Origin of the sequence: Nonomuraea sp. NPDC049684, from assembly GCF_044465345.1 — a bacterium.
GTDB lineage: Bacteria > Actinomycetota > Actinomycetes > Streptosporangiales > Streptosporangiaceae > Nonomuraea.
In genome coordinates, this window is record NZ_JBITLO010000008.1 from 13,195 (window position 1) to 35,487 (window position 22,293).

20 protein-coding genes are annotated in these 22,293 nt (G+C 73.6%); 12 read left to right on the forward strand and 8 right to left on the reverse strand.

Going from position 1 to position 22,293, the window contains the following annotated elements; genetic code table 11:
- Position 1: 1 nt before the first annotated feature.
- The 3 genes from ACIBST_RS24700 to ACIBST_RS24710 all read left to right on the forward strand — a co-directional run bounded on the left by ACIBST_RS24700 (position 2) and on the right by ACIBST_RS24710 (position 4,636).
- Positions 2-1,138, forward strand: a complete 1,137-nt coding sequence (locus ACIBST_RS24700) for an acyl-CoA dehydrogenase family protein (RefSeq protein ID WP_352357043.1) — start codon at positions 2-4, stop codon at positions 1,136-1,138.
- 92 nt (positions 1,139-1,230) lie between these two features.
- Complete coding sequence (locus ACIBST_RS24705; protein WP_364337917.1) at positions 1,231-1,665, forward strand: GNAT family N-acetyltransferase; 435 nt, start codon at positions 1,231-1,233, stop codon at positions 1,663-1,665.
- A 58-nt stretch (positions 1,666-1,723) separates the two neighbouring features.
- The gene (locus tag ACIBST_RS24710) at positions 1,724-4,636 is read left to right on the forward strand and encodes an AAA family ATPase (RefSeq protein ID WP_397174895.1); all 2,913 of its coding nucleotides are present in this window, start codon (positions 1,724-1,726) and stop codon (positions 4,634-4,636) included.
- Positions 4,637-4,681: 45 nt separating this feature from the next.
- Here ACIBST_RS24710 and ACIBST_RS24715 read toward each other — a convergent pair whose 3' ends face one another.
- The 4 genes from ACIBST_RS24715 to ACIBST_RS24730 all read right to left on the reverse strand — a co-directional run bounded on the left by ACIBST_RS24715 (position 4,682) and on the right by ACIBST_RS24730 (position 9,946).
- The gene (locus ACIBST_RS24715; RefSeq protein ID WP_397174897.1) at positions 4,682-6,787 is read right to left on the reverse strand and encodes a hypothetical protein; all 2,106 of its coding nucleotides are present in this window, start codon (positions 6,785-6,787) and stop codon (positions 4,682-4,684) included.
- An 82-nt stretch (positions 6,788-6,869) separates the two neighbouring features.
- On the reverse strand, positions 6,870-7,799 hold the full coding sequence (locus ACIBST_RS24720; protein WP_397174899.1) for a carbohydrate kinase family protein: 930 nt from the start codon (positions 7,797-7,799) through the stop codon (positions 6,870-6,872).
- Positions 7,796-8,722, reverse strand: a complete 927-nt coding sequence (locus tag ACIBST_RS24725; protein ID WP_358285202.1) for a pseudouridine-5'-phosphate glycosidase — start codon at positions 8,720-8,722, stop codon at positions 7,796-7,798. The genes ACIBST_RS24720 and ACIBST_RS24725 overlap by 4 nt, the downstream gene beginning before the upstream one ends.
- A gap of 120 nt (positions 8,723-8,842) precedes the next feature.
- Positions 8,843-9,946, reverse strand: a complete 1,104-nt coding sequence (locus ACIBST_RS24730; RefSeq protein ID WP_397174901.1) for a YeiH family protein — start codon at positions 9,944-9,946, stop codon at positions 8,843-8,845.
- 70 nt (positions 9,947-10,016) lie between these two features.
- Between ACIBST_RS24730 and ACIBST_RS24735 the strand changes: the two genes are divergently transcribed.
- The 3 genes from ACIBST_RS24735 to ACIBST_RS24745 all read left to right on the forward strand — a co-directional run bounded on the left by ACIBST_RS24735 (position 10,017) and on the right by ACIBST_RS24745 (position 12,941).
- Positions 10,017-10,907: a LysR substrate-binding domain-containing protein gene (locus ACIBST_RS24735; RefSeq protein WP_397174903.1), complete on the forward strand. Its 891-nt coding sequence runs from the start codon at positions 10,017-10,019 to the stop codon at positions 10,905-10,907.
- Positions 10,908-11,021: 114 nt separating this feature from the next.
- Positions 11,022-11,324: a hypothetical protein gene (locus ACIBST_RS24740; RefSeq protein WP_352320270.1), complete on the forward strand. Its 303-nt coding sequence runs from the start codon at positions 11,022-11,024 to the stop codon at positions 11,322-11,324.
- Positions 11,325-11,435: 111 nt separating this feature from the next.
- Positions 11,436-12,941 carry a phytoene desaturase family protein gene (locus ACIBST_RS24745; RefSeq protein WP_397174905.1) on the forward strand — a complete coding sequence of 502 codons (1,506 nt, stop codon included), beginning with the start codon at positions 11,436-11,438 and terminating at the stop codon, positions 12,939-12,941.
- Between the two features lie 12 nt (positions 12,942-12,953).
- Here the strand turns inward: ACIBST_RS24745 and ACIBST_RS24750 are convergent, their stop codons facing one another.
- Positions 12,954-13,508: a TetR/AcrR family transcriptional regulator gene (locus ACIBST_RS24750; RefSeq protein WP_397174907.1), complete on the reverse strand. Its 555-nt coding sequence runs from the start codon at positions 13,506-13,508 to the stop codon at positions 12,954-12,956.
- Positions 13,509-13,594: 86 nt separating this feature from the next.
- On the opposite strand from ACIBST_RS24750, the gene ACIBST_RS24755 reads away from it, so the two are divergent.
- The 6 genes from ACIBST_RS24755 to ACIBST_RS24780 all read left to right on the forward strand — a co-directional run bounded on the left by ACIBST_RS24755 (position 13,595) and on the right by ACIBST_RS24780 (position 20,736).
- On the forward strand, positions 13,595-14,797 hold the full coding sequence (locus ACIBST_RS24755; protein WP_397174909.1) for a cytochrome P450: 1,203 nt from the start codon (positions 13,595-13,597) through the stop codon (positions 14,795-14,797).
- A gap of 64 nt (positions 14,798-14,861) precedes the next feature.
- On the forward strand, positions 14,862-15,560 hold the full coding sequence (locus ACIBST_RS24760) for a response regulator transcription factor (protein ID WP_397174911.1): 699 nt from the start codon (positions 14,862-14,864) through the stop codon (positions 15,558-15,560).
- Positions 15,557-16,921: a sensor histidine kinase gene (locus ACIBST_RS24765; protein WP_397174912.1), complete on the forward strand. Its 1,365-nt coding sequence runs from the start codon at positions 15,557-15,559 to the stop codon at positions 16,919-16,921. Before ACIBST_RS24760 ends, ACIBST_RS24765 begins: the two co-directional genes overlap by 4 nt.
- A gap of 9 nt (positions 16,922-16,930) precedes the next feature.
- Positions 16,931-18,106, forward strand: coding sequence for a glycosyltransferase (locus tag ACIBST_RS24770; RefSeq protein ID WP_397174914.1), 1,176 nt, complete (start codon positions 16,931-16,933; stop codon positions 18,104-18,106).
- Complete coding sequence (locus tag ACIBST_RS24775) at positions 18,103-20,064, forward strand: glycosyltransferase family 39 protein (RefSeq protein WP_397174916.1); 1,962 nt, start codon at positions 18,103-18,105, stop codon at positions 20,062-20,064. The genes ACIBST_RS24770 and ACIBST_RS24775 overlap by 4 nt, the downstream gene beginning before the upstream one ends.
- Positions 20,065-20,118: 54 nt before the next feature.
- Positions 20,119-20,736, forward strand: a complete 618-nt coding sequence (locus tag ACIBST_RS24780) for a TetR/AcrR family transcriptional regulator (protein ID WP_387664398.1) — start codon at positions 20,119-20,121, stop codon at positions 20,734-20,736.
- 34 nt (positions 20,737-20,770) lie between these two features.
- Here ACIBST_RS24780 and ACIBST_RS24785 read toward each other — a convergent pair whose 3' ends face one another.
- From ACIBST_RS24785 to ACIBST_RS24795, 3 genes are all read right to left on the reverse strand, one after another.
- Positions 20,771-21,037, reverse strand: coding sequence for a hypothetical protein (locus ACIBST_RS24785; RefSeq protein ID WP_352320256.1), 267 nt, complete (start codon positions 21,035-21,037; stop codon positions 20,771-20,773).
- Between the two features lie 69 nt (positions 21,038-21,106).
- On the reverse strand, positions 21,107-21,958 hold the full coding sequence (locus ACIBST_RS24790) for a helix-turn-helix transcriptional regulator (RefSeq protein ID WP_357964569.1): 852 nt from the start codon (positions 21,956-21,958) through the stop codon (positions 21,107-21,109).
- 59 nt (positions 21,959-22,017) lie between these two features.
- A complete protein-coding gene (locus ACIBST_RS24795) occupies positions 22,018-22,278 on the reverse strand; it encodes a hypothetical protein (RefSeq protein ID WP_397174918.1) in 261 nt (86 codons plus the stop codon).
- Between the last annotated feature and the right edge of the window lie 15 nt (positions 22,279-22,293).

Below are 22,293 nucleotides of genomic sequence, written 5' to 3' on the forward strand. Positions count from 1 at the left end.
CATGCTGAACGACGAATACCAAGAGTTGCGCAAGACCGTCGAGGCGTTCGCCCGTGACGTGGTGGCGCCCGTGATCGGCGACTACTACGAGCGCGAGGAGTTCCCCTACGACATCGTGCGCAAGATGGCCGACATGGGGCTGTTCGGCCTGCCGTTCCCGGAGGAGTACGGCGGCATGGGCGGCGACTACTTCGCGCTGTGCCTGGCCCTGGAGGAGCTGGCCCGCGCCGACTCCAGCGTGGCGATCACCCTGGAGGCCGCGGTCTCGCTGGGCGCGATGCCGATCTACCGGTTCGGCACCGACGAGCAGCGCCAGGAGTGGCTGCCCCGGCTGGCCTCCGGCGAGATGCTGGGCGCGTTCGGGCTGACCGAGCCCGGCGGCGGCTCCGACGTGCCGGGCGGCATGCGGACGACCGCCGTGCTCGACGGCGGCGAATGGGTGATCAACGGGACGAAGGCGTTCATCACCAACTCCGGCACCGACATCACCGGCGTGATCGGCGTGGCCGCGCTCACCGGCGAGCGGGAGATCTCCACGATCCTGGTGCCGAGCGGCACGCCGGGGTTCACCGTCTCCAAGAAGTACTCCAAGGTCGGCTGGAACGCCTCCGACACCCGCGAGCTGTCCTTCTCCGACTGCCGGGTGCCCGCCGCCAACCTGCTCGGCGAGCGCGGACGCGGCTACGCGCAGTTCCTGCAGACCCTCGACGAGGGCCGCATCGCCATCGCCGCCCTCAGCGTGGGCCTGGCCCAGGGGTGCGTGGACGAATGCCTCAAGTACGTCAGGGACCGCAAGGCGTTCGGCCACCCGATCGGCCACTACCAGGCCATCCAGTTCAAGATCGCCGACATGGAGGTGCGCGCGCACACCGCCCGTCTGGCCTACTACCACGCGGCCGAGAAGATGCTGGCCGGGGTGCCGTTCAAGAAGGAGGCGGCGATCGCCAAGCTGGTGTCCTCGAACGCGGCCATGGACAACTCCCGCGACGCCACCCAGGTGTTCGGCGGGTACGGCTTCATGAACGAGTTCCCGGTCGGCCGCTTCTACCGCGACGCCAAGATCCTGGAGATCGGCGAGGGCACCAGCGAGGTGCAGCGCATGCTCATCGCCCGCCAGCTCGGCCTCGGCGACCTCTGACCGGACGCCATGTCAGGCGCCGTACCGGACGTCACGGCACACTCCCGTGGCACGATGGACGAAAGGGCACAGAGGTTCTAGTGTCGTACCTCATGACAGCGGACGATCTTCTCATCAGGAGGGCGGAGAAGGCGGACGCGGACGAGGTGTTCGCGTTGGCGCGGGAGTTCGGGCTGACCTTCCGGCCGGAGCGCGCGGCCTTCGACGCCGCGCTCCCGCAGCTCCTGCGCAACGAGGACGCCCTGCTGCTCACGGCCGTGGTGGGCGGGCGCGTCCACGGGTACCTGCTGGGGTTCGTGCACCTGACGCTGTTCGCCAACGGGCCGGTCGCCTGGGTCGAGGAGGCGATGGTCCAGCCGGGCTCGCGCCGGCAGGGGATCGGCCGCCGGCTGCTGGAGGAGTTCGAGGCGTGGGCCCGTACCCGGCAGGCGGGGTACGTGGCGATGGCCACCCGGCGGGCGCCGGAGTTCTACCACGCCCTGGGCTACGAGGCGTCGGCCACCTTCTTCCGCAAGGTTTTGCGCTGACAGACGACGGGCCGGAGTTTCGGTCCGTTTTGTCGGTGTTTGATGGCATCCTTGGGGCGTGAGCATTCACACCGTCAGCCCCCTGTTCGTCGGGCGCTCCCGCGAGCTGCACGCTCTGGGCGACGCCCTGGCCAGAGCACGTGCGGGCGCGTCGTCCACCGTGCTCGTGGGCGGCGAGGCGGGGGTCGGCAAGACCCGCCTGATCAGCGAGTTCATCGACCGGGCGGGCGAGGCGCGGGTGCTCGTCGGCGGCTGCCTGGAGCTGGGCACCGAGGGCCTGCCGTTCGCGCCGTTCACGGCCGTGCTGCGCGGGCTCGTGCGCGAGCTGGGGCGCGACGGCGTGGCGGCGCTGGTGCCCGGGGGCACGACGCGCGGGCTGGCCCGGCTGCTGCCCGAGTTCGGCGAGCCGGACAAGGACGGCGCCGAGGCGCGGGCCCGGCTGTTCGAGCAGGTGCTCGGGCTGCTGGAGCGGCTGGCCGAGGAGCGTCCGGTGCTGCTGGTGGTCGAGGACGCCCACTGGGCCGACCGCTCCACCCGCGACCTGCTGTCGTTCCTGGTCCGCTACCAGCGCACCGCGGCCCGGCTGATGATCGTGGTCACCTACCGCACCGACGAGCTGCACCGCACCCATCCGCTGCGGCCGATGCTGGCCGAGCTGGGCCGCATCGAGTGGGTGAGCCGGGTCGAGCTGCGCAGGCTCACCCGCAGGGAGGCCGTCGCGCAGGCGGCCAGCATCCTGCGGCGCGAGCCGTCGGCCGCCGCGATGGACCTCATCTACGCCCGCAGCGAGGGCAACCCGCTGTTCGTCGAGGCGCTGCTGAGCGAGGCCGACGGCGGCGACATGCTGCCCGAGTCCCTGCGCGACCTGCTGCTGGCCAGCGTCGAGCGGCTGCCCGACGAGACCCAGGAGCTGCTGCGCGTGGCCAGCGCGGGCGGCCAGCGCATCGAGCACGACCTGCTGAGCGCGGTGGCCGGGCTCGACGACACCGCCCTGTCGCGGGCGCTGCGTCCCGCCGTGGCGGGCAACGTGCTGGTGGTCGACGGCGAGGGCTACGGCTTCCGGCACGCGCTCATCCGCGAGGCGCTCCACGACGACCTGCTGCCCGGCGAGCACACCCGCCTGCACACCCGCTATGCCCAGGCACTCGAACGCGACCTGTCGATCCTGCCCGCCCCGCGCGGCGCGATCGAGCTGGCCCACCACTGGCACTCCGCCCACGACTCCACCTGGGCATTGGTCAGCGCCTGGCGCGCGGCCGCCGCGGCCCGCAAGTCCACCGCCTACGACGAGCAGCTCAGGATGCTCTCGCGGGTGCTGGAGCTGTGGGACCAGGTGCCCGACGCCGCCGAGCGCATCGGCTGCGGCCGCCTCGACGTGCTCAGGCAGACCTCCACGGTCGCCCACCTCGCCGGCGAGTACGAACGCAGCCTGGCCATGGCCGGCGCCGCGCTCGCCGAGGTCGACCTCGACGCCGACCCGATCACCGCGGCCACCCTGCTGCGCCAGCGCGGCCTGACCCGCTACGACCTGGGCCGCGCCGGTTACCTCGACGACCTGCGCCAGGCGGCCGAGCTGGTGCCCGCCGAGCCGCCGAGCAAGCTGCGCGGCCAGGTCCTGGAGACGCTGGCGCGCATGCTGCACCGTCCGGAGGACTGGCCCGAGAAGCTGGCGACGGCGCAGCTCGCCATGGAGATCGGCCACCAGGTGGGCGACGCCAACGTCGAGGCCCACGCGCTCATCAGCATCGCCTGGGCGCGCTCGCGCTTCTCCGACATCGAGGCCCAGCTCGGGCAGTTCGCCGAGGCGCGCCGGGTCGCCCGCGCCCACGGCGCCTACAACGCGCTGATGCGCTGCGCGATCTCCGAGTCCGACGCGCTGGAGGGCGCCGGACGGCACGAGCGGGCCGCCCAGGTCGCCCGCGAGGGCGTGCAGGAGGCCGGGCACTACGGCCTGGCACGCACGTCCGGCACCTTCCTGGCGATCAACCTGACCGAGCCGCTGCTCTCGCTGGGCCGCTGGGACGAGGCGCTCCAGGTGGTCGAGCAGGCGCTCGACCTCGCGCCGCCGGCCCCCTACCGGGCCAGCCTCCAGGGCTTCCTGGCGGACATCGCGCTCGCGCGGGGGCAGATCGACCGGGCCGACAAGCTGCTGTCGTCCTCCGCCAGCGTGTTCGCCCGCGGCACCTACCGGGACCAGACCGTGCTGCCGCAGCTGCGCAGGCAGGTCCTGCTGCTGCGGGCGCAGGGGCGGCTCGGCGAGGCGCTGGAGGCCGTGTCCCGGGGGCTGGCGAACCAGGACCTCTTGCCCTCGCCGCGCTACGCCTGGCCGCTGCTGGTGACGTTCGCGCAGGTCGCCCGGCCCGCGCTCGGCGAGGGCGGCGCGTCGTACGCGGGGGTCGCGGCGGCCGTCGTGGCGCGGCTGCGCGAGGTGGCGCGGGAGCTGGCCGTGGACGGTGACCTCCAGGAGGCGCAGCGGCTGACGTTCGCGGCGCTGACCGGGCCGGAGGAGGGGCTCGGCGGGGCGGCCCAGCTCAAGGCGTGGGAGTCGGCGGTGGCGGCCTGGGCGGGGTTGCGGCAGCCGTACGCGGAGGCGCAGTGCCTGGTGGGGGCCGCCCAGGCGGCGCTGGCCGAGGGCGACCGGCGCGCCGCGGCCGGGATGGTGACGCGGGCGCGGGAGCTGGCCGCGCAACTGGGCGCCACGCCGCTGCTCGAACAGCTCGACGTGCTCGGACGGCGGGCCCGCGTCGGCGGCGCCGACGAGCCGGACGGGCCGCCGCTGGGGCTGACCGCGCGCGAGCTGGAGGTGCTGCGCGAGGTGAGCAACGGGCGCAGCAACCGGGAGATCGCCGCGGCGCTGTTCATCTCGGTGAAGACGGTCAGCGTGCACGTCTCCAACATCCTGGCCAAGCTGGGCGTCGGAACCCGCGGCGAGGCGGCGGCCACGGCCCACCGGCTGGGCCTGTTCGGGTGACCGCGGGCGGGCGGGGGCCTGCGGGCGGGTGACCGGGGGCGGGCGTCAGCCGGTGAGCTGGGCTTCCAGGCGGTAGCCGTCCACCGTGACGTAGACCTGGTCGCCGGGGCGGGCGTTCAGGCGCATGAGCACCGGCTGCAGCGAGTCGAAGACCGGCTGGTGGCCCTGCCAGACCAGCACGATCGCGTTGTCGCCGGGGCCGGTCACCGACAGCAGGGTGCCCGGACGCATGCCGAGCTGGGCCGCGTAGCCCTCCGGCACCGGCACCGGGCCGCCCCTGAGGTGCTCCGGGGTGACCTCGATGCGCTGCCAGCGGCGCGGGTCCGACGACGGGCTCGGCAGCGGCGGCGGCGGCGTGGACGGCGTTCCGGCCAGGCTGCCGGGCAGCATGCCCGACCGGCCGCCGGACAGCGCCGACAACGTGGCCAGGGCCGCCGAGGGGTCGATCGAGTTCGCGCCCGCCGTCGGGATGGGCTGACCGCCCCGGTGGTGGTGGCCGTTGGCGCCCGGCGTACGGCGGGGGAGGGGCTGGGCGGGCTGCGGGGAGGCGTCCGCCGGGCCGGGGGCCGACTCCGAGGGCAGGGCGTCGAGCCACGCCTTGGCGGAGTGGGCGCGGATGCCCAGCTCGGAGAGCAGCTCCACGACGTCGGTGTCCGGCGGGGCGGCGGCCAGGAGCTGCCGCGTACGGGCCTGGAGGCCGTGGATGTCGCCGACGACCAGCCAGCCGTCCTGGAGGCGGCGGTCGGGCATGAGCGTCACCAGGACGCGCCACAGGGGCGTGCGCAGCGACGGGACCATCGCCGGGTGGGCCGGGTCGGCGCCGATGAGCTGCTCCTCGGTGGCCGCCGCGCCGAGCCATTCGGTGAGCCGGAACATGTGGCCGGTGACCGGCGCCGACTCCGACGAGCGCAGCCAGTGCAGGACGCGCTCCTCGGCGGTGCGCTGGGCCTGGGAGAGCACGTCGCGGTCCACCAGCAGCTTGTGTGCCAGGGTGCGCAGGCTGACCGGGTCCTCGGCGAACAGCCGGTGCACGGCGACGGCCAGCTCCAGCTTGTCCAGGCTGCGGAACAGGCCGTCCACGACGCGGACCATCGCGTGGTCGGGGTCGGCGGGGACCTGGCCGGGAACGGCCGTCCCGCCGGGGACGGGGGCGGCGTACGGGGGGCCGTCGGCGCCGGCCTGCGGGCCGCCGTCCGGACGCCCGGCGGTGGGCCGCTGCGGCAGCCGCGCACCACCCTGCGCCGGGAAGGACCCGGTCTGAGGCCCGTTGGCGGGCTGGGCAGGGAAAGAGCCGGTCTGAGGCCCGCTGGCGGGCTGGGCCGGGAACGAACCGGTCTGACGGCCGCCTTCGGGCTGGGCCGGGAACGAACCGGTCTGGCGGGTGGCGTCGGGCTGGGCGGTGAAGGAGCCGGTCTGGTGTCCCTGGGCGTTCTCCGGCGGCGGAGGGAACGGGCCGGGCTGCTGGGCGGCGGGCCGGGCCGCGGCCGGGCGCTGCGGCAGGCCGCCCTCACCGGCCGGTGCCGGGCGCGGGGCGCCCTCGGGCTGGGCCGGGAAGGCGTCGCTGTGCGGGGTGAAGGCGGCGGGCGGGCGCTGGGGGCCGCTGCCGGGCTGGGCGGCGTACGCGCCGGGTTCGGCCACCGGGACGGCTGGGAAGGACCCCGTCGCGCCGCGCGCGAGCGGACGGGTGACGTCCGGCGAGCCGGACTGCTGGGCGGGCACCGCCTCCCGCTGCGCCGGGATGCGCCCGAGCACCTCGCGCAGGACCGAGCCGACCACCACCTCGGGCGTCGCCGACGGGGTGCCGAGATCGCCGGGGGACAGGCGGCGCAGCCGCTGCCAGCCGCCGAGCCCCGTGATCGCCGTACGGGTGGCCTCCGGCCAGCCGGGCAGCGCCGGATCGACCTGATGGACGGCGAGCGCGGGAAGCAGGTCCACCAGCGGCAGATGGTCCCAGCGGGAGGAGATCAGCCGGGCGAGCCGTTCGCAGACCCAGTCGAGACCCGCCGTGCCGAGCGCCCTGGACACCGCGAGCGAGGACCACCACCCCGCCGGCAGCCGCGGATCACCCAGCACCTCGGCCACCTGCTGAGGGCGGCTCCAGCGCAGAGCAGGGACGAGGTCGCTCAGGCAGATCGATGACTCGACTTCCATCGGCGGACCTTATCCTCCCCAGTGGGCCGCGTGGGCAACCCGGTACGCATGTGGCTAATGGTGCAGCCTACGCGGCAAGCTATCAATCAGTGTGAATAGGGTAAAGACGGTTCAGATCCAAACCGTACCGTGGACGGCCGCCCACCTGGGCCACACATTGGGCACCGGCACGGCAACCCGCCTCCAGCGCGAGCGCGGCGCCCGCCCCCTGGAGGGTGGCGGCGAGATACCCGGCCGCGAAGGCGTCACCGGCGCCCGTGGAGTCCACGACCTCGGCGGACACGCCCGCGCACGTCGCCGTGATCTTGCCGTCCACGGCCACCAGCGCGCCCTCGGCGCCCAGTTTCACGACCGCTGTGCCGTACGTCTCACTCAGCAGCACGGCGGCCCGCTCCGGCGCCGTGACGCCGGTCAGGACCAGCGCCTCGTCCAGGTTCGGGATGATCAGGTCGGCCGCGGACGTCTCCCGCATGAAACGCTCGACGCCGAAGTCCCGCAGCGGGCCCGTCGAGGCCGGGTCGACGCTGACCGGCACCCCGGCGGCGACGGCGTCCCGGACGGCGGCCCTGACCAGGCGCAGGCCGGGCGCGGCGAACAGCGTGTAGCCCGACAGGTGCAGCCGCCCGACCCCGTCCAGCAGGGACGGGTCCCAGTCGGCGTCGGAGATCAGGCCGCCCGCGCCGCGGTTGGTGAGCATGGACCGTTCGCCGGTCTTGTCCACCATGGCGATGACGACCGCCGTGGGGTGCTCCCGGTCCACCAGCACGTGGGGCCGGACCCCCGTCCTGACCAGCTCGGTCGTGTGCCACTCGCTGCTGTCGTAGCCGAGCTTGGCCAGCAGCCGCGAGTCGGCCCCCAGGTGGGCGGCCCAGGCGGCGGTGTTCGCGCCCGAGCCGCCGGGCCGCAGCACGATCTCCGCGGCGGTGTCGGTGCCCGCCATGACCGGGGAGCCGTGCAGCGCCACCACGTCGGTGACGACGTCACCGATCACCAGGAGGCCGGTGTCGCTCACGCCCGCGACCAGGCCACGGCGATCTCGGCGGCCAGGGCGGTGTTCCCGCGCACGGCGGCCAGGTTGGCCTCCAGCGACGCGCCGCCGGTGCCGTTGACGAGGTAGCTGAGCAGGAACGGCGTGATCGCCTGCCCCTTGACGCCCTCGCGCTCGGCGGCGGCCAGCGCCTCGGCCAGCACGCGGTCGTGCAGCGCCGGGTCGAGCTGCTGGTCGCGCGGCACCGGGTTGGCCACGATGAACGCGGTCTCCGGGCCGGCCAGCGCGTCCTGGCCGCGCATGACGGCGGCGGCGTCCTCGGGCGACTCGATGCGCCAGTCGATCGGCTGGCCGGAGGAGTTGAGGTAGAAGCCGGGGAAGGTGTCGGTGCGGTAGCCGGCCACGGTCACGCCGCGCGTCTCCAGCCGCTGCAGCGTGGCCGGCACGTCGAGGATCGACTTCACGCCCGCGCAGACGACCGTGATGCGGGTGCGGGCCAGGGTGTCGAGGTCGGCGGACTCGTCCTGGTCCTCGGTCCAGCCGCGGTGCACGCCGCCCAGACCGCCGGTCGCGAAGATCCGGACGCCGGCGCGGGCGGCCAGGAACGACGTGGCCGACACGGTGGTCGCCCCGCTCGCCTTCAGCGCGGCGGCCAGCGGCAGGTCGCGCTGGCCCAGCTTGCGCAGCCCGGACTCGGTGGCGATGCGCTCCAGCTCCAGCTCGTTCAGGCCGATCCTGGCCACGCCGTCGAGGACGGCGATCGTCGCCGGGACCGCGCCCGCCGCGCGGACCACGCCCTCCAGCTCGCGGGCCACCTCCAGGTTGCGCGGCTGCGGCAGGCCGTGGGAGATGATCGTGGACTCCAGGGCCACGACGGGCGCGCCGCCCGCCAGGGCCTCGGCGACCTCGTCGGACGGCTGGAGAAGGGGATCGGTGGCGCTGCGCATGACGGGTTTCAAGCTCCTTGAGTGGTCCTGGCCGGTTCAGGGAGAACGGCGTGCCTGACGGAATTTGTTCCGAACAGAGCAGCGTACGGTGGCCTGGCCAGGACGTCCACTCAGGCGGCCTCACAGCAGCACGGCGACCCCGGTGAGCGACACGGCGGCGATGATCCCCGTGGCGATGCCGCCGAGCAGCACGGCTCGCCCGCCCTTGACGAGTTTGCGCACGTCGATCCCGGTGCCCAGGCCGAACAGGGCGGCGGCCATGAGCACGTTGGTGACCTGCGGGACCGCCCGCGTGACCACGTCCGGCACCCAGCCGGTGCTGCGTACCGCCACCATGACGAGGAACGCCGCCACGAACAGCGGCATGACGGGCGTCCTGCGCCCCTCCCGCCGGCCCGCCGCGGGCGCACCGGCCGCCGAGCGGCGGGCACGGAACGACGTCAGGGCGACGAGCGGGGCCAGCAGGACGACGCGGGCCAGCTTGACCGTCACCGCGGCGGCCAGGACGCCCGACGCCGCGCCGATCGCGGCCACCTGCGCCACCTCGTGCACGGCCGCGCCGGTCCAGACGCCGAGCTGGGCCGGCGACAGCCCGAGCAGCGCCGCCAGCGCCGGGACGGCCACGATGGCCGCGCTGCCGTAGAGCACGACCACGCTCAGCGCGGCGGCCGCGTCGTCGTCGTCGGCGTCCTCCGCGCTCTCGCGCATGGCCGCGACCGCCGCCGCCCCGCAGATCGACACCCCGGTCGCCACCAGCAGCGACGTGCCGGACGACAGGCCCAGGCGGCGGCCGATCAGCGGCGTCACCGTGAACGTCACGCCGGTCGCCGTCACCACGATCACCAGCGTCTGCCAGCCGAGCGCGAGCACCTGCGGCAGCGCGATCTGGAGCCCGAGCAGCGCGATCGCCACCCGCAGCACCCGCCGGGCCACGAACGCCAGCCCCGGCCTGAACCGCTCCCAGACGGCCCCCGCCCCGGCCCCCCGCGCGGACGTCGCCGCCCAGGCCGCGAGGTTGGCCAGGACCGCCCCGGACAGCACCGCGATCACCGCCGGGCTGAACGCCGGGACGTACCGGTTCGCCACCATGGCCGCCACCACGGCGACGGCCGCCAGCCCGATGCCGGGCCACACCGACGCCGCCCGGACGCCCTGGCCGCCTTGGGGATCGGGGGCCGGCCGGGGCGCGGTGAGCGGGGGGATCCGCTGGTCGGGGAGAGGCATGATCCCAGTCTTCGGGGCCTTCGTACCGGCCGGTAGACACGCGTTGGGTGGGAGGCCATAGCCTGTGGCTATGAGTGCGCTGCCGGATCTCGACTCGCTGAAGCTGCTGGTCGACGTGGGCGAGCTGGGCAGCCTGGGCCAGGCGGCCAAGGCGGCGGGCATGGCCCAGCCATCGGCCAGCAAGCGGGTGGCCATGCTGGAGCGCCGCCTCGGCGTCCCGCTGCTGGAGCGCACGCCGCGCGGGTCCACGCTCACCGCCGAGGGCCGGATGGTGGCCGGGTGGGCGGCCCAGGTGCTGGCCGCGGCCGAGGAGCTGATGCGGGCCGTGGAGGCCGTGCGGCACAGCGAGGCGGCCCACCTGCGGGTGGCCGCCAGCATGACGGTGGCCGAGTACCTGGTGCCGCGCTGGCTCGGCGAGCTGCAGAACCGCGAGCCCGAGGTCCAGGTGGGGCTGGACGTGGTGAACTCCGCCGACGTCGCGGCCAGGGTGCTGGGCGAGGAGGTGGAGCTCGGGTTCGTCGAGGGGCCGACCGTGCCCGAGGGGCTGGACAGCCGGGTGGTCGGCACCGACCGGCTGGTGGTCGTGGTGGCCCCCGGCCATCCCTGGGCGCGCCGCCGGACGGCCCTGCGCGGGGCCGAGCTGGCCGCCACGCCGCTGGTGGTACGCGAGCCGGGCTCAGGTACCCGCGAGACCCTGGACGTGGCGTTCAAGAGCCTCCACCGGGCCAGCCCGCGCCTGGAGCTGGGGTCGAACTCGGCGGTCAAGGGGGCGGCGCAGGCGGGGGCCGCGCCCGCGGTGCTCAGCGGCTACGCGGTCGAGGCGGACGTCGCGACCGGCCGCCTGGTGGAGGTGCCCCTCGCCGGGCTCACCCTGGTCCGGAACCTGCGCGCGGTGTGGCGGCGCGGGCGTTCGCTCACCGCCCCGGCCGCCACGCTCCTGGCCATCGCCAGCCGTCCGTGAGCGCGTCGCCCGAAGGTGGCCGTTGACGCCGCCTGGAGCACGATCTAGCTTTCCCTTAGGAAAGTTTCCTAAAAGTAAGAGCGCGTTCACCCCCCGAACCTCAGGAGACTCCGCATGAGCCTTCGTCGTCCTCTCGTCGCCCTGGCCGGATCGGCGGTGATGTGCCTCGCCGCGGCGGGCCTGGCGCCGTCGCCCGCGCTGGCCGCGCCCACCGACTGCACCGCCTGGGTCAGCGGCGGCTACGCCTACAGCAGCTGCGCCTCCGGCACCGGCCAGCACGCCGTCGGGGTGGAGCAGTCGCACCCGTACGCCGGTCCCATCGTCCTGACCGGCGGCTGGACGGCCGTCGGCGGGGTCTCCTCGGTACGGCTCACGCCGTGGCCGGTCAAGCGCGTCTGGGTGAACAGGACGGGCTGACGGATCCGGCCCGGCCGGGAGTGGACCCGGCCGGGCCGACCCGCGAGCGGCCCGCACCATATCCGCGCGAACCGTTGACTAAGGGCACAGGTCGGGTCATAAGGTGCGGGGATGGGTGCGTATGACGTCGTCGTGGCAGGTGGCGGGCACAACGGGCTGGTCGCGGCCGCCTACCTCGCCGGAGCCGGCCGCCGGGTGCTGGTGCTGGAGCGCCTCGGGCACGTCGGCGGCCTGGCGATCTCCACGCGGGCCTTCCCCGGCGTGGACGTCCGCCTGTCCCGCTACTCCTACCTGGTGAGCCTGCTGCCCGCCCAGATCGTCCGCGACCTCGGTCTCGACCTCGACCTGCGCCGCCGCCGGTACGCCTCCTACACCCCCGTGGGCGACACCGGCCTGCTCGTCGACAACGAGGACGAGGCCCGCACCGCCGCCTCCTTCCGCGCCGTCACCGGCGGCGAGCGCGACCACCGCGCCTGGCGCGACTTCTACGCCATGACGGCGGACGTGGCCCGCGCCCTGGCCCCCACGCTGCTCGAACCCCTGCGCGCCCCCGCCGAGATCGAGCGCCTGGTCGGCCCGCAGGCCTGGCGCGACCTGTTCGCCCGGCCGATCGGGCAGACCGTGGACGAGCGGTTCGCCGACGACACCGTGCGCGGCGTCGTGCTCACCGACGCGCTGATCGGCACGTTCGCCGACCCGTCCGCCGACCTGCTGGCCAACAGGTGTTTCCTCTACCACGTGATCGGCGACGGCACCGGCGAGTGGAACGTCCCGGTGGGCGGCATGGGCGCGGTCTCCGGCGCGCTGGAGCGGGCGGCCAGGCGGGCCGGGGCCGAGATCAGGACCGGCGCGGAGATCGTCGGCATCTCGCCGTCGGGCGAGGTCACCTACGTCGCCGAGGACGGCGAGCACACCGTGGACGGCCGCCACGTGCTGGTCAACCTGCCCCCAGCGGTGCTGGACCGGGTGCTCGGCCGGCCCGCGACCGTGCCGGAGGGCGCGCAGCTCAAGGTCAACATGGTGCTCGCCCGGCTGCCCCGGCTGAAGGACCGCTCGGCCGACCCCCGGGCCGCCTTCAGCGGCACGTTCCACATCAACGAGGGGCGCGACCAGCTCGCGAAGGCGTACGAGCAGGCGGCGCGCGGGGAGATCCCGGAATCGCCGCCGGCGGAGGTCTACTGCCATTCCCTGACGGACCCGTCCATCCTGGGGCCGGAACTGCGGGGGAAGGCCGAGACGATGACCCTGTTCGGCCTCCACATGCCCGCCCGACTTTTCCGGAAAAATCCAGAAAAAGCGCGGGAAGAGGCGTTGCGGGCCACGTTCGCCTCCATGAACGCGGTGCTCGCCGAGCCCATCGAGGACTGCCTGCTGCGCGCCCCCGACGGCACCCCGTGCGTCGAGGTCAAAACCCCCGTCGACCTGGAGCGGGACGCCGGACTGCCGGGCGGCCACATCTTCCACGCCGACCTGAGCTGGCCGTACGCGGAAGAGGGGGGCTGGGGCGTCGAGACCGGGCACGAACGCATTCTGCTGTGCGGCGCCGCGGCCCGCAGGGGCGGCGGCGTGAGCGGGATCGGCGGCCACAACGCGGCCATGGCGCTGCTGCGCCCGTGAATCAGGCGGGAATCACCGGGAAATCAGTTTCGTGGCCACCGTGAGCGCCACGCCCGTGCGTTCGGCGTCGGGCAGTTGCAGGTCGAAGAGGACGGGGACGCTCCCCAGGATCACCGCGATCACCGCGAGCCTGGCCTCGAATTGCTGAACGGGGTCGTCCTCCGGCGAGCTCAGCACCGACAGCATGGAGACGAGGCCCTCCTGCATCCGCGAGCCGGACGGCAGGTCCCCCATCACCCCCTGGTTCACCTGCGCGAACCTGAACAGCGGCCGCCACCTGTCCTCCAGCAGCCCGGAGATGCGGCGCAGGATCTCCTGCCTGGCCTCCGGCGTGCGCGGCTGCTCTCTCGCCCACGCCACCAGCTCGTCGATCGAGACCACCAGGTGGTCGACGACGCCGGCCAGGATCGCCTCCTTGGTGCGGAAGTGGTAGTAGAGCGCGGGCCTGGTGATCTCCAGGCGCTCGGCGACCTCCTGGAGGGTCGTCTTGTCGTAGCCGCGCTCGGCGAACAACTCCAGCGCCACCCGCTGGATCCGCTCACGAGTGTCCGTCCGCCGCCCTGCCATCGTGCTCCCATCCCTTGACGGCCGGCCCTCGCATTGCTTACTTTCACGTAAGTAAGCAATGCGGTCCGGCTTGTAGGGAGCAGACTATGGCTCAGCACTTCCCTGTCCAGCGCACGTGCCCGTTCGCCCCGCCTGCCGAGTACGCCCGCCTGCGCGAGCAGGGCCCCCTCGTGAGGGCGGCGCTCCCCGGCGGCGAGGCATGGCTCGTCACCCGGCACGCCGAGGCCCAGCGGGTGCTGTCGGGCGAGGGCATCAGCACCAACCCGGCCACGCCCGGCCACCCCAACGCGCTCCTCAGCCCCGAGCCGCCCTCGCCCGATCAGGCGGAGACGCTGCGCCAGTTCGCGATCGGGAACTTCATCGACCTCGACCCGCCCGAGCACACCCGCTTCCGCAGGCTGCTCATCCCCGAGTTCACCGTCCGGCGGGTCAGGGAGCTGCGGCCGTCCATCCAGCGGCTGGTGGACGAGCTCATCGACGACATGCTGGCCAAGGGGACGGAGGCGGAGCTGGTCGAGGCGTTCGGGCTGGCGCTGCCGTCCCTGGTGATCTGCCGGCTGCTGGGCGTCCCGTACGCCGAGCGCGAGTTCTTCCAGTCGCGTACCCGCATGATCGTCTCCGCCGTCGATGACCCCGCGGCGGGCTACACGGCCGTCACGGAGATCAGGGGGTTCCTGGACGACCTGGTCACCGCCGCCGCACGCGCACCCGAGGACGACCTGCTCGGCCGCCTGATCACCGGCGGGCAGCTCACTCACCAGGAGCTCGTCGGCGTGCTCTTCCTGCTGCTCGTCGCCGGCCACGAGACCACGGCCAACATGATCCCGCTCGGCGTGCTCACGCTGCTGCGCCACCCCGCCCAGCTCGCCGCCCTGCGCGCCGACCCCTCGGGCTGGCCGATGGCGGTGGAGGAACTGCTGCGCTACCACTCGATCGTCGACTGGGTGGCCTTCGACCGGGTGTCCACGCGGGATCAGGAGATCGGCGGGCAGCGGGTCGGGAAGGGCGAGGGCATCTTCGTCCTCGGCGCCTCCGCCAACAGGGACGAGCGCGTCTTCGACCGTCCGGACGAGTTCGACGTCGCCCGCGGCGCCCGCCACCACGTGGCCTTCGGCTACGGCGTGCACCAGTGCCTCGGCCAGAACCTGGCCAGGGCCGAGCTGGAGATCGCGCTGCGCACCCTCTTCGAGCGCGTCCCCGGCCTGCGCGTCACGGTCGCCGACGAGGACGTGCCCGCCAAGTACGACGGCGTCATCTTCGGGCTCAAGGCCCTGCCCGTGGCGTGGTGATTCTCAGAGGACGCCGGTGAACCCGTTCATCGTGTTCTCATAGTGGGCTCATATCTTGTGACACATGACTGAGCCCGCACGGTTGCTGGTGGTGGACGACGAGCCCGCGTTGCGCGAGGCGCTGCAGTCGAGCCTGGAGTTCGAGGGCTACCGGGTCGGCACCGCCAACGACGGCCAGGCGGCGCTGGAGGCGCTGGCGGCGGGGTCGTACGAGGCGGTGCTGCTCGACGTGATGATGCCGCGGCTCGACGGGCTCACCACCTGCCGGCGGCTGCGGGCCCAGGGCAACCACATCCCCGTCCTCATGCTCACCGCCCGCGACGCCGTCGGCGACCGGGTGTCCGGGCTCGACGCGGGGGCCGACGACTACCTGGTCAAGCCGTTCGAGCTGGACGAGCTGCTGGCCCGGGTGCGCGCGCTGCTGCGCCGCGGCGCGCTCAACGCCGCCTCCGCAGACGGCGGCACGCTCTCCTACGGCGACCTGCGCATGGACCCGGCCACCAGGGAGGTCACCCGCGGCGCCCGCGCGCTCGACCTGACCAGGACCGAGTACCTGCTGATGGAGCTGTTCCTGGCCCACCCCCGCCAGGTCCTGACCCGCGACCAGATACTCAACGAGGTGTGGGGCTTCGACTTCGAGCCGACCTCCAACTCCCTCGACGTGTACGTCATGTACCTGCGCCGCAAGACCGAGGCCGGGGGAGAGCCCCGGGTGATCCACACGGTCCGCGGGGTGGGGTACGTCCTGCGGGCCGCGCCGTGATCCGCAGCAGCCTGCGCACCCGGCTGACGCTGCTGGTCGCGGCGGCGGTCGCGATCGCGATCGCGGTGTGCGCCGGGCTGTCCTGGTTCATCGTGCAGAACCAGGTCATCAGGCAGCTCGACCAGACCATCCTGGAACCGGAGCTCGAGGGGGACAAGCGGTTCCTGCAGGAGAGGTGCAGGCCGGAGGGCGCCCTCGTCTACCACGACCTGGTGACGCTGCTGTACGCCGACGGCAGGACCTGCTCGCTCGGCTCGCCGATCGTGCCGGTGGAAGAGGACAAGAAGGCGATACCCGGACACGACGAGCCGGTCTACCGCAACGGCGTGACGCGCGACGGCAAGGAGGTGCGCGTCGTGGCCATCAACTTCGCGCCCGGCGTGGCCGTCCTGGAGGCCAGGCCGCTCTACCACATCAAGATCACCCTGCGGAACACCGCGCTCGCGCTCGCCGCCATCGCGGCCGTGGGGGTGATCGGCGCCGCTCTGGCCGGACGGGCCATCTCCCGTACGGCCCTGCGTCCCGTGGGCCGGCTGACCAGGGCGGCCGAGCACATCGCGGAGACCGAGGACCTCAACACCCGCATCCCCGTCCAGGGCAACGACGAGATCGCCCGGCTCAGCTCCTCCTTCAACGCCATGACCGCCGCCCTGGCCGGCTCCCGCGAACGCCAGCAGCAGCTCGTCGCCGACGCCGGTCACGAGCTGCGCACCCCGCTCACCACCCTGCGCACCAACATCGACCTGCTGCTGCGCAGCGAGCAGACCGGCAGGCAGCTCGACCCGGGCGCCAAGAAACGCCTGCTGGTCAACGTCAAGGCGCAGTTCGCCGAGCTGTCCACGCTGGTCGGCGACCTGCTCCAGCTCGCCAGGGGCGACACCGACCACGAGCCGCACGTCGAGCTGGCCCTGCACGACGTCGTCACGGCCGCCGCCGAACGCGCCCGGCTGCGCGGCGCCGACGTGCGCACCGACCTGCACCCCTGGTACGTCGTCGGCAGCCCCGCCTCGCTCGAACGCGCCGTGCTCAACCTCATCGACAACGCCCGCAAGTTCAGCCCCGAGGGCCAGGTCGAGGTCTCGCTCAAGGACGGCCGGCTGACCGTCCGCGACCACGGCCCCGGCATCCCCGAGGAGGAGCTGCCGCACGTCTTCGAGCGCTTCTGGCGCTCGCCCTCGGCCCGCGGCCTGCCCGGCTCCGGGCTGGGCCTGGCGATCGTGGCGCAGGCCGTGTCGGAGACCGGCGGCAAGGTACGGCTGTCCAACGCGCCCGGCGGCGGCGCGATCGCCACGATCGATCTTCCCGGAACTCTCATTCGTCACTCACAATCGGATAAGTCCTCTCAAAGACCCGAATCGTGAGCTGGCTGCATGGAGACAACAGCGGTAAGGACGCGCCTGGTAGAGGTGGTCGTCCCGGTCCACAACGAGCAGCGGGCGCTGCGTGAGAGCGTCGCCCGGCTGCACGCCTACCTGGCCACCACGTTCCCGTACGGCTTCCGCATCACCATCGCCGACAACGCCAGCACCGACGACACCTGGCGGCTGGCCGCCGACCTGGCCCGCGAGCTGCCGCAGGTGCGGGCCGTGCACCTCGACGAGAAGGGCCGCGGCCGGGCCCTGCGCCAGGTCTGGTCCACCAGCGAGGCCGACGTCGTCAGCTACATGGACGTCGACCTGTCCACCGACCTGGACGCCTTCCTCCCGCTGGTCGCACCCCTGCTGTCGGGCCACAGCGACCTGGCCATCGGCACCCGCCTGGCCAGGGCCTCGCGGGTGGAGCGCGGGCCCAAGCGGGAGTTCATCTCCCGCTCCTACAACCTGCTGCTGCGCTCGGTGATGGGCGCCGGGTTCTCCGACGCGCAGTGCGGGTTCAAGGCCGTGCGGACGGAGATCGCGCAGGCGCTGCTGCCCGCCGTCGAGGACGAGCAGTGGTTCTTCGACACCGAGCTGCTGCTGCTGGCCGAGCGGCACGGCCTGCGCATCCACGAGGTCCCCGTCGACTGGGTGGACGACCCGGACAGCCGCGTGGACCTCCTGCGGACCGCCCTGGACGACCTGCGCGGGCTGGCCAGGGTGGCCCGCAGGACACTGTCGGGCGCGGCGCGCCTGCCGATGCCCGCCCGGGTGCGGCGGGCCGAGCTGCCGAAGGGGATGGCCAGGCAGCTCCCCAGGTTCGCGATCGTGGGCGTGGTCAGCACGCTGGCCTACCTGGCGCTGTTCTCGATGTCGCGTCAGGTCGTCCCGGCGCAGCTCGCCAACGCGGTCGCGCTGCTGGTCACGGCCGTGGCCAACACGGCGGCCAACCGCCGCTTCACGTTCGGGGTCAGGGGCTCGGGCGGGGCGCTGCGCGACCAGTTCGAAGGCCTGATCGCGTTCCTGGTGGGGCTGGCGCTGACGTCGGGGAGCCTCGCGCTGCTGCCCGGCGGGGTCTCGCACGGGGTGGAGCTGGTGGCGGTCGTCGCGGCCAACGCGGCGGCCACCCTCGTCCGGTTCCTGCTGCTGCGCGTGTGGGTGTTCAACCCCCGGCGCAGGAGCGGGCGATGACCGCCGTCGCCGCGCCGGCCCGCGTGCGCGCGCTGACCGGGGCCGCGGGCGACCCGCGCTGGTCGCGGCCCGCGATGTGGACGGTGCTGGCCGCCGCCTTCGCCCTGTACGCCTGGGCGCTCAGCGGGAACGCCAACGAGTACTACGCCGCCGCCGTCCTGTCGGGCACGCGGAGCTGGAAGGCGTTCTTCTTCGGCGCGATCGACGCCGGGTCGTTCATCACGGTGGACAAGCCGCCGCTCGCGCTGTGGGTCATGGGGCTGTCGGCGCGGATCTTCGGCCACGGCACGTACAGCATGCTGATGCCGCAGGTCCTGGCCGGCGTGGGGGCCGTCGGGGCGGTGTACTCGGCGGTCCGCCGGTCCTTCGGGCGCACCCGCCAGGGGCACGTCGCGGCGCTGGTCGCGGCCGTGGTCATGACGCTCACCCCGATCACGGTGGCCATCAACCGGGACAACAACCCCGACACCGTGCTCGTGCTGCTGCTGGTGCTGGCGGCCTGGTTCTGCCTGGAGTCGCTGCGCACGGCCCGGCTGCGGCCGCTGCTGCTCGCCGCGCTGTTCGTGGGGCTCGGGTTCAACGCCAAGATGTTGCAGGCGTACCTGGTGGTGCCGGCGTTCGGGGTGGCGTACCTGGCGTGCGCCCGCCACGGCCTGGCCCGGCGGGTGGGGCACCTGCTGGCCGCCGGGGCCGTGATGGTGGTGTCGAGCGCCTGGTGGATGGTGGTCGTCGACCTGTGGCCCGCCGATTCGCGGCCCTACGTCGGCGGCTCGACCGACAACACGGTCCGGGACCTGGTGATCGGCTACAACGGCCTCGGCCGGATCTTCGGCCAGGACCGGGCCGGTGGCGGCGGGTTCGGCGGCGCGAACTTCGGCGGGCAGGCCGGGGCCGGGCGGCTGTTCAACGACGTCATGGCCGGGCAGATCTCCTGGCTGCTGCCGTTCTGCGCGGTGGCGCTGGCCTTCGCCGTGCTGCTGCGGGTGCGCGGCAGGCCCCTCGACGGGGCCGCCTGGCTGCTGTGGGGCGGCTGGCTGGTCGTGCACCACGCCGTGTTCAGCTTCTCCAGTGGCACGTTCCACCCCTACTACACCACCGCGATGGCGCCCGCCGTGGCCGCGCTGACCGGCACGGGGGCGACCGTGATGTGGCGGGAGTACCGCAGGTCGCGGGGGTGGGCGTGGGCGCTGCCCGTGGCGGTCGCGGTGACCGGCGGGTGGGCGTTCGCGGTGCTGCGCCGTACGCCGGAGTGGCTGCCGTGGCTGGCCTGGGTCGTGCTCGGGGCGACCGCAGTGGCCGTGGCAGGGCTCGTGGCGGGCAGCGGATGGGTGGCGGGCCGGATGACGGGCCGGGTGGTGGGCCGGGTGAGCGTCGTGGCGCTGGCGGCCGCTCTGGTCGCGGGGCTCGCCGGTCCGGCGGCCTACGCCGTCTCACCGCTGGGGGCGCGGGTGAACGGGACCAACCCCACGGCGGGCCCGTCCACGGGGCGTACGGGCGGTCCCGGCGGCTTCGGCGGCCCGCCACCGGGCGGCGAGCTCCCCACCGGCCGGCCGGACGCCCTCCAGGACGGCGAGCCGCCACAGGACCGGCCGCCTGCGGGGCAGCCCGGCGCGAGGGACCGCGGTCTCACGGGCGGGGGCGTGGCCGACTCGACGGTGAAGTACCTGGTCGCGAACCAGGGCCGGGCGACGTGGCTGGTGGCCGTGGGCAGCGCCCAGCAGGCGTCCTCGATCATCCTGTCCACCGGCCGCCCGGTGATCGCCATGGGCGGCTTCACCGGCTCCGATCCCGCCATGACCGTCCCCCGCCTGCGGGAGCTCGTCTCGTCGGGACGGCTCAGGTACGTGCTGCCCGGCGGCCGGGGCGGCCCCGGCGGCGACACCGAGGTGACCGCCTGGGTCACCGCCAACTGCGCGGCCGTGGACGGCCACACCGGCCTGTACGACTGCGCCCACTGAGGAAGCGACGGCGGCCGCGGGGCCCGTTCCCGCGGCGCGCTATAGGCTGATCGGGTGGCGAGTACGACCCGGGCCGATCAGGCCGACCAGCGCAGAGCAGAGCTTCTCGAGGCCACCCGCAAAGTGGTGCTCGAACGCGGCCTGGCCAACACGCGCATCGCCGACATCGCCAAGTCCATCAACGTCAGCGGCGGCCTGATCCACTACCACTTCGCGACCAAGGACGAGCTGATCACCGCCATGCTGCGGGCCACGCTCGACATCGAGAGCGCCCGGCTCAAGGAGCTGGCCGACGGCCCCGGCACGGCGGTGGAGCGCCTCGACCGGGTGCTGCGCTACTACATCCCCGAGTCGCGCTCCGACCAGAGCTGGCTGCTCTGGATCGACGCCTGGAACACCGCGCTGCGCGAGCCCGCGGTCAACGCGATCATGCTGGAGCTGGAGACGGCCTGGCTCGACGCGCTGGCCCAGGTGCTGTCGGCCGGCACCGAGGCCGGGGAGTTCGCCTGCGCCGATCCGGCGGGCGCGGCCGAGCGCATCGACGCCATGCTCGACGGCCTGATCATCCGCTACACCCTGCATCCCAACGTGCTTGACCGGGCGCGGCTGCTGGCCCACGCGCGCACCGCCGCGGCCGGGGAGGCCGGCATCGCGGTGGAGCGGTTCGGCTGAGCCCGGCCTGGGCCGGGCTCGGGTCCGGCCGGCGTCAGGCGGGCAGGGCGGCCAGCAGGAAGGCCAGGCGGGCGGCCGCCGACTCGACGTCCTCGGCGGTGCCGAGGCGGTAGCCCCACGACGTGATGTACGCGCCGTCGTCGGAGCAGGTCACCGTCTCGGCCAGGGTGGCGGAGAACCGGTTGCGCACCGACACGTACGCCGGGTCGCTGGCCAGCGCGACATTCTGCACCGAAAGATCGGCGTGACGGCCCGCGTGCCACGCGAACCGCTCAAGGCAGAGCGCGGTATCAAGCATCATGCGTCACCTCCGCAACGTCTCGCGACAGAATTGCACGATCTTGCTGCGGGTGGCAAGCAATTGCTGAGGTTAATGTGGGGTTTGTTGCAGGTATTCGCGAAGAATACGGATGATGACTTCTCGCCCCGGCTCGCCGAACTCCGCCACCTTGGCGTAGTCGTCGAAGGCCCGCACGTAGAAGGCGATGTCGTCGGGGTCGCGCAGCACGAGGTCCTTGGTCATCGTGGCGACGCCCACCATGGCCTCGTTGTAGATCCAGAACCCGTTGATCGGCGCGGACGGCAGCTCGGTGCCGAACGGGATCACCCCGAACTCCACGTTGGGCAGCGTGCTGACGGCCAGCAGCCGGTCGAGCTGGCCGCGCATGACGTCGGCCGGGGCCAGCGCGCTGCGCAGCGCCGACTCCGGCACCACGAACCGGAACGTGCGCGTGCGGTCGTAGAGGATCTCCTGCCGCTGCATGCGCACGCGGACGGCCGCGTCGATCTGGTCGGCCGCGCTGTAGAGGCGCTTGACCTTGCGGAACACGTGCCGGGCGTACTCGGAGGTCTGCAGCAGGCCGACGACGATGCCGGGCTCGAAGACGCGGAACAGCTTCGTGCGCGCCTCCAGGTCGCGGATGTCCTCCTGGATGGCGGCCAGGCCGCTGCGGTGCCGCTGCTTCCAGTCGTCGTGCCGCTCCAGCAGCGCGATGGCCTGCCTGATGAGCTCGTCGGTCGTGTCGGGCGCGGCCCCGACGGCCTGCGCCCACACGACCACGTCGTCCTCGGTCGCCGTCTGCCTGGCGTTCTCCAGGCGGGAGACCTTGGACGGCTGCCAGCGCAGCCGCTCGGCCAGGTCTTTGCCCGACAGGTGGGCGGCCTCGCGCAACTGGCGAAGCTGGCCGCCGAGGTCGATGCGCGCCTGCTGATAGGACGTCACGCGGCAAGAGGCTAGCTCCGCGGGCACCGATCATGCCAGGCCCAGCCGCGCAATCGTGATCAAGCGGTTGCCGACGGTGTCCCGTCGCTGGTGGGCAGGGCGCCGGCCGGCCCGTCGGTCAGGACCCGGCGGGCGATCTCGGTGAGGAGCTCGCGGGGCACCTCGACGGCGGCCTCGCCGTCGAGCACGTCGCGGAGGTCCGCGAGCGCCTCGGGGTCGGTGACGTGAAGCCCCTGGACGACGATGGTGCCGCGATCGGTCTCGTACAGGGTGGGGCAGGCGCCCGCCTCCGAGGTGGAGCCGAGGAACCGCATGCGCATGACGATCCTTTCCCC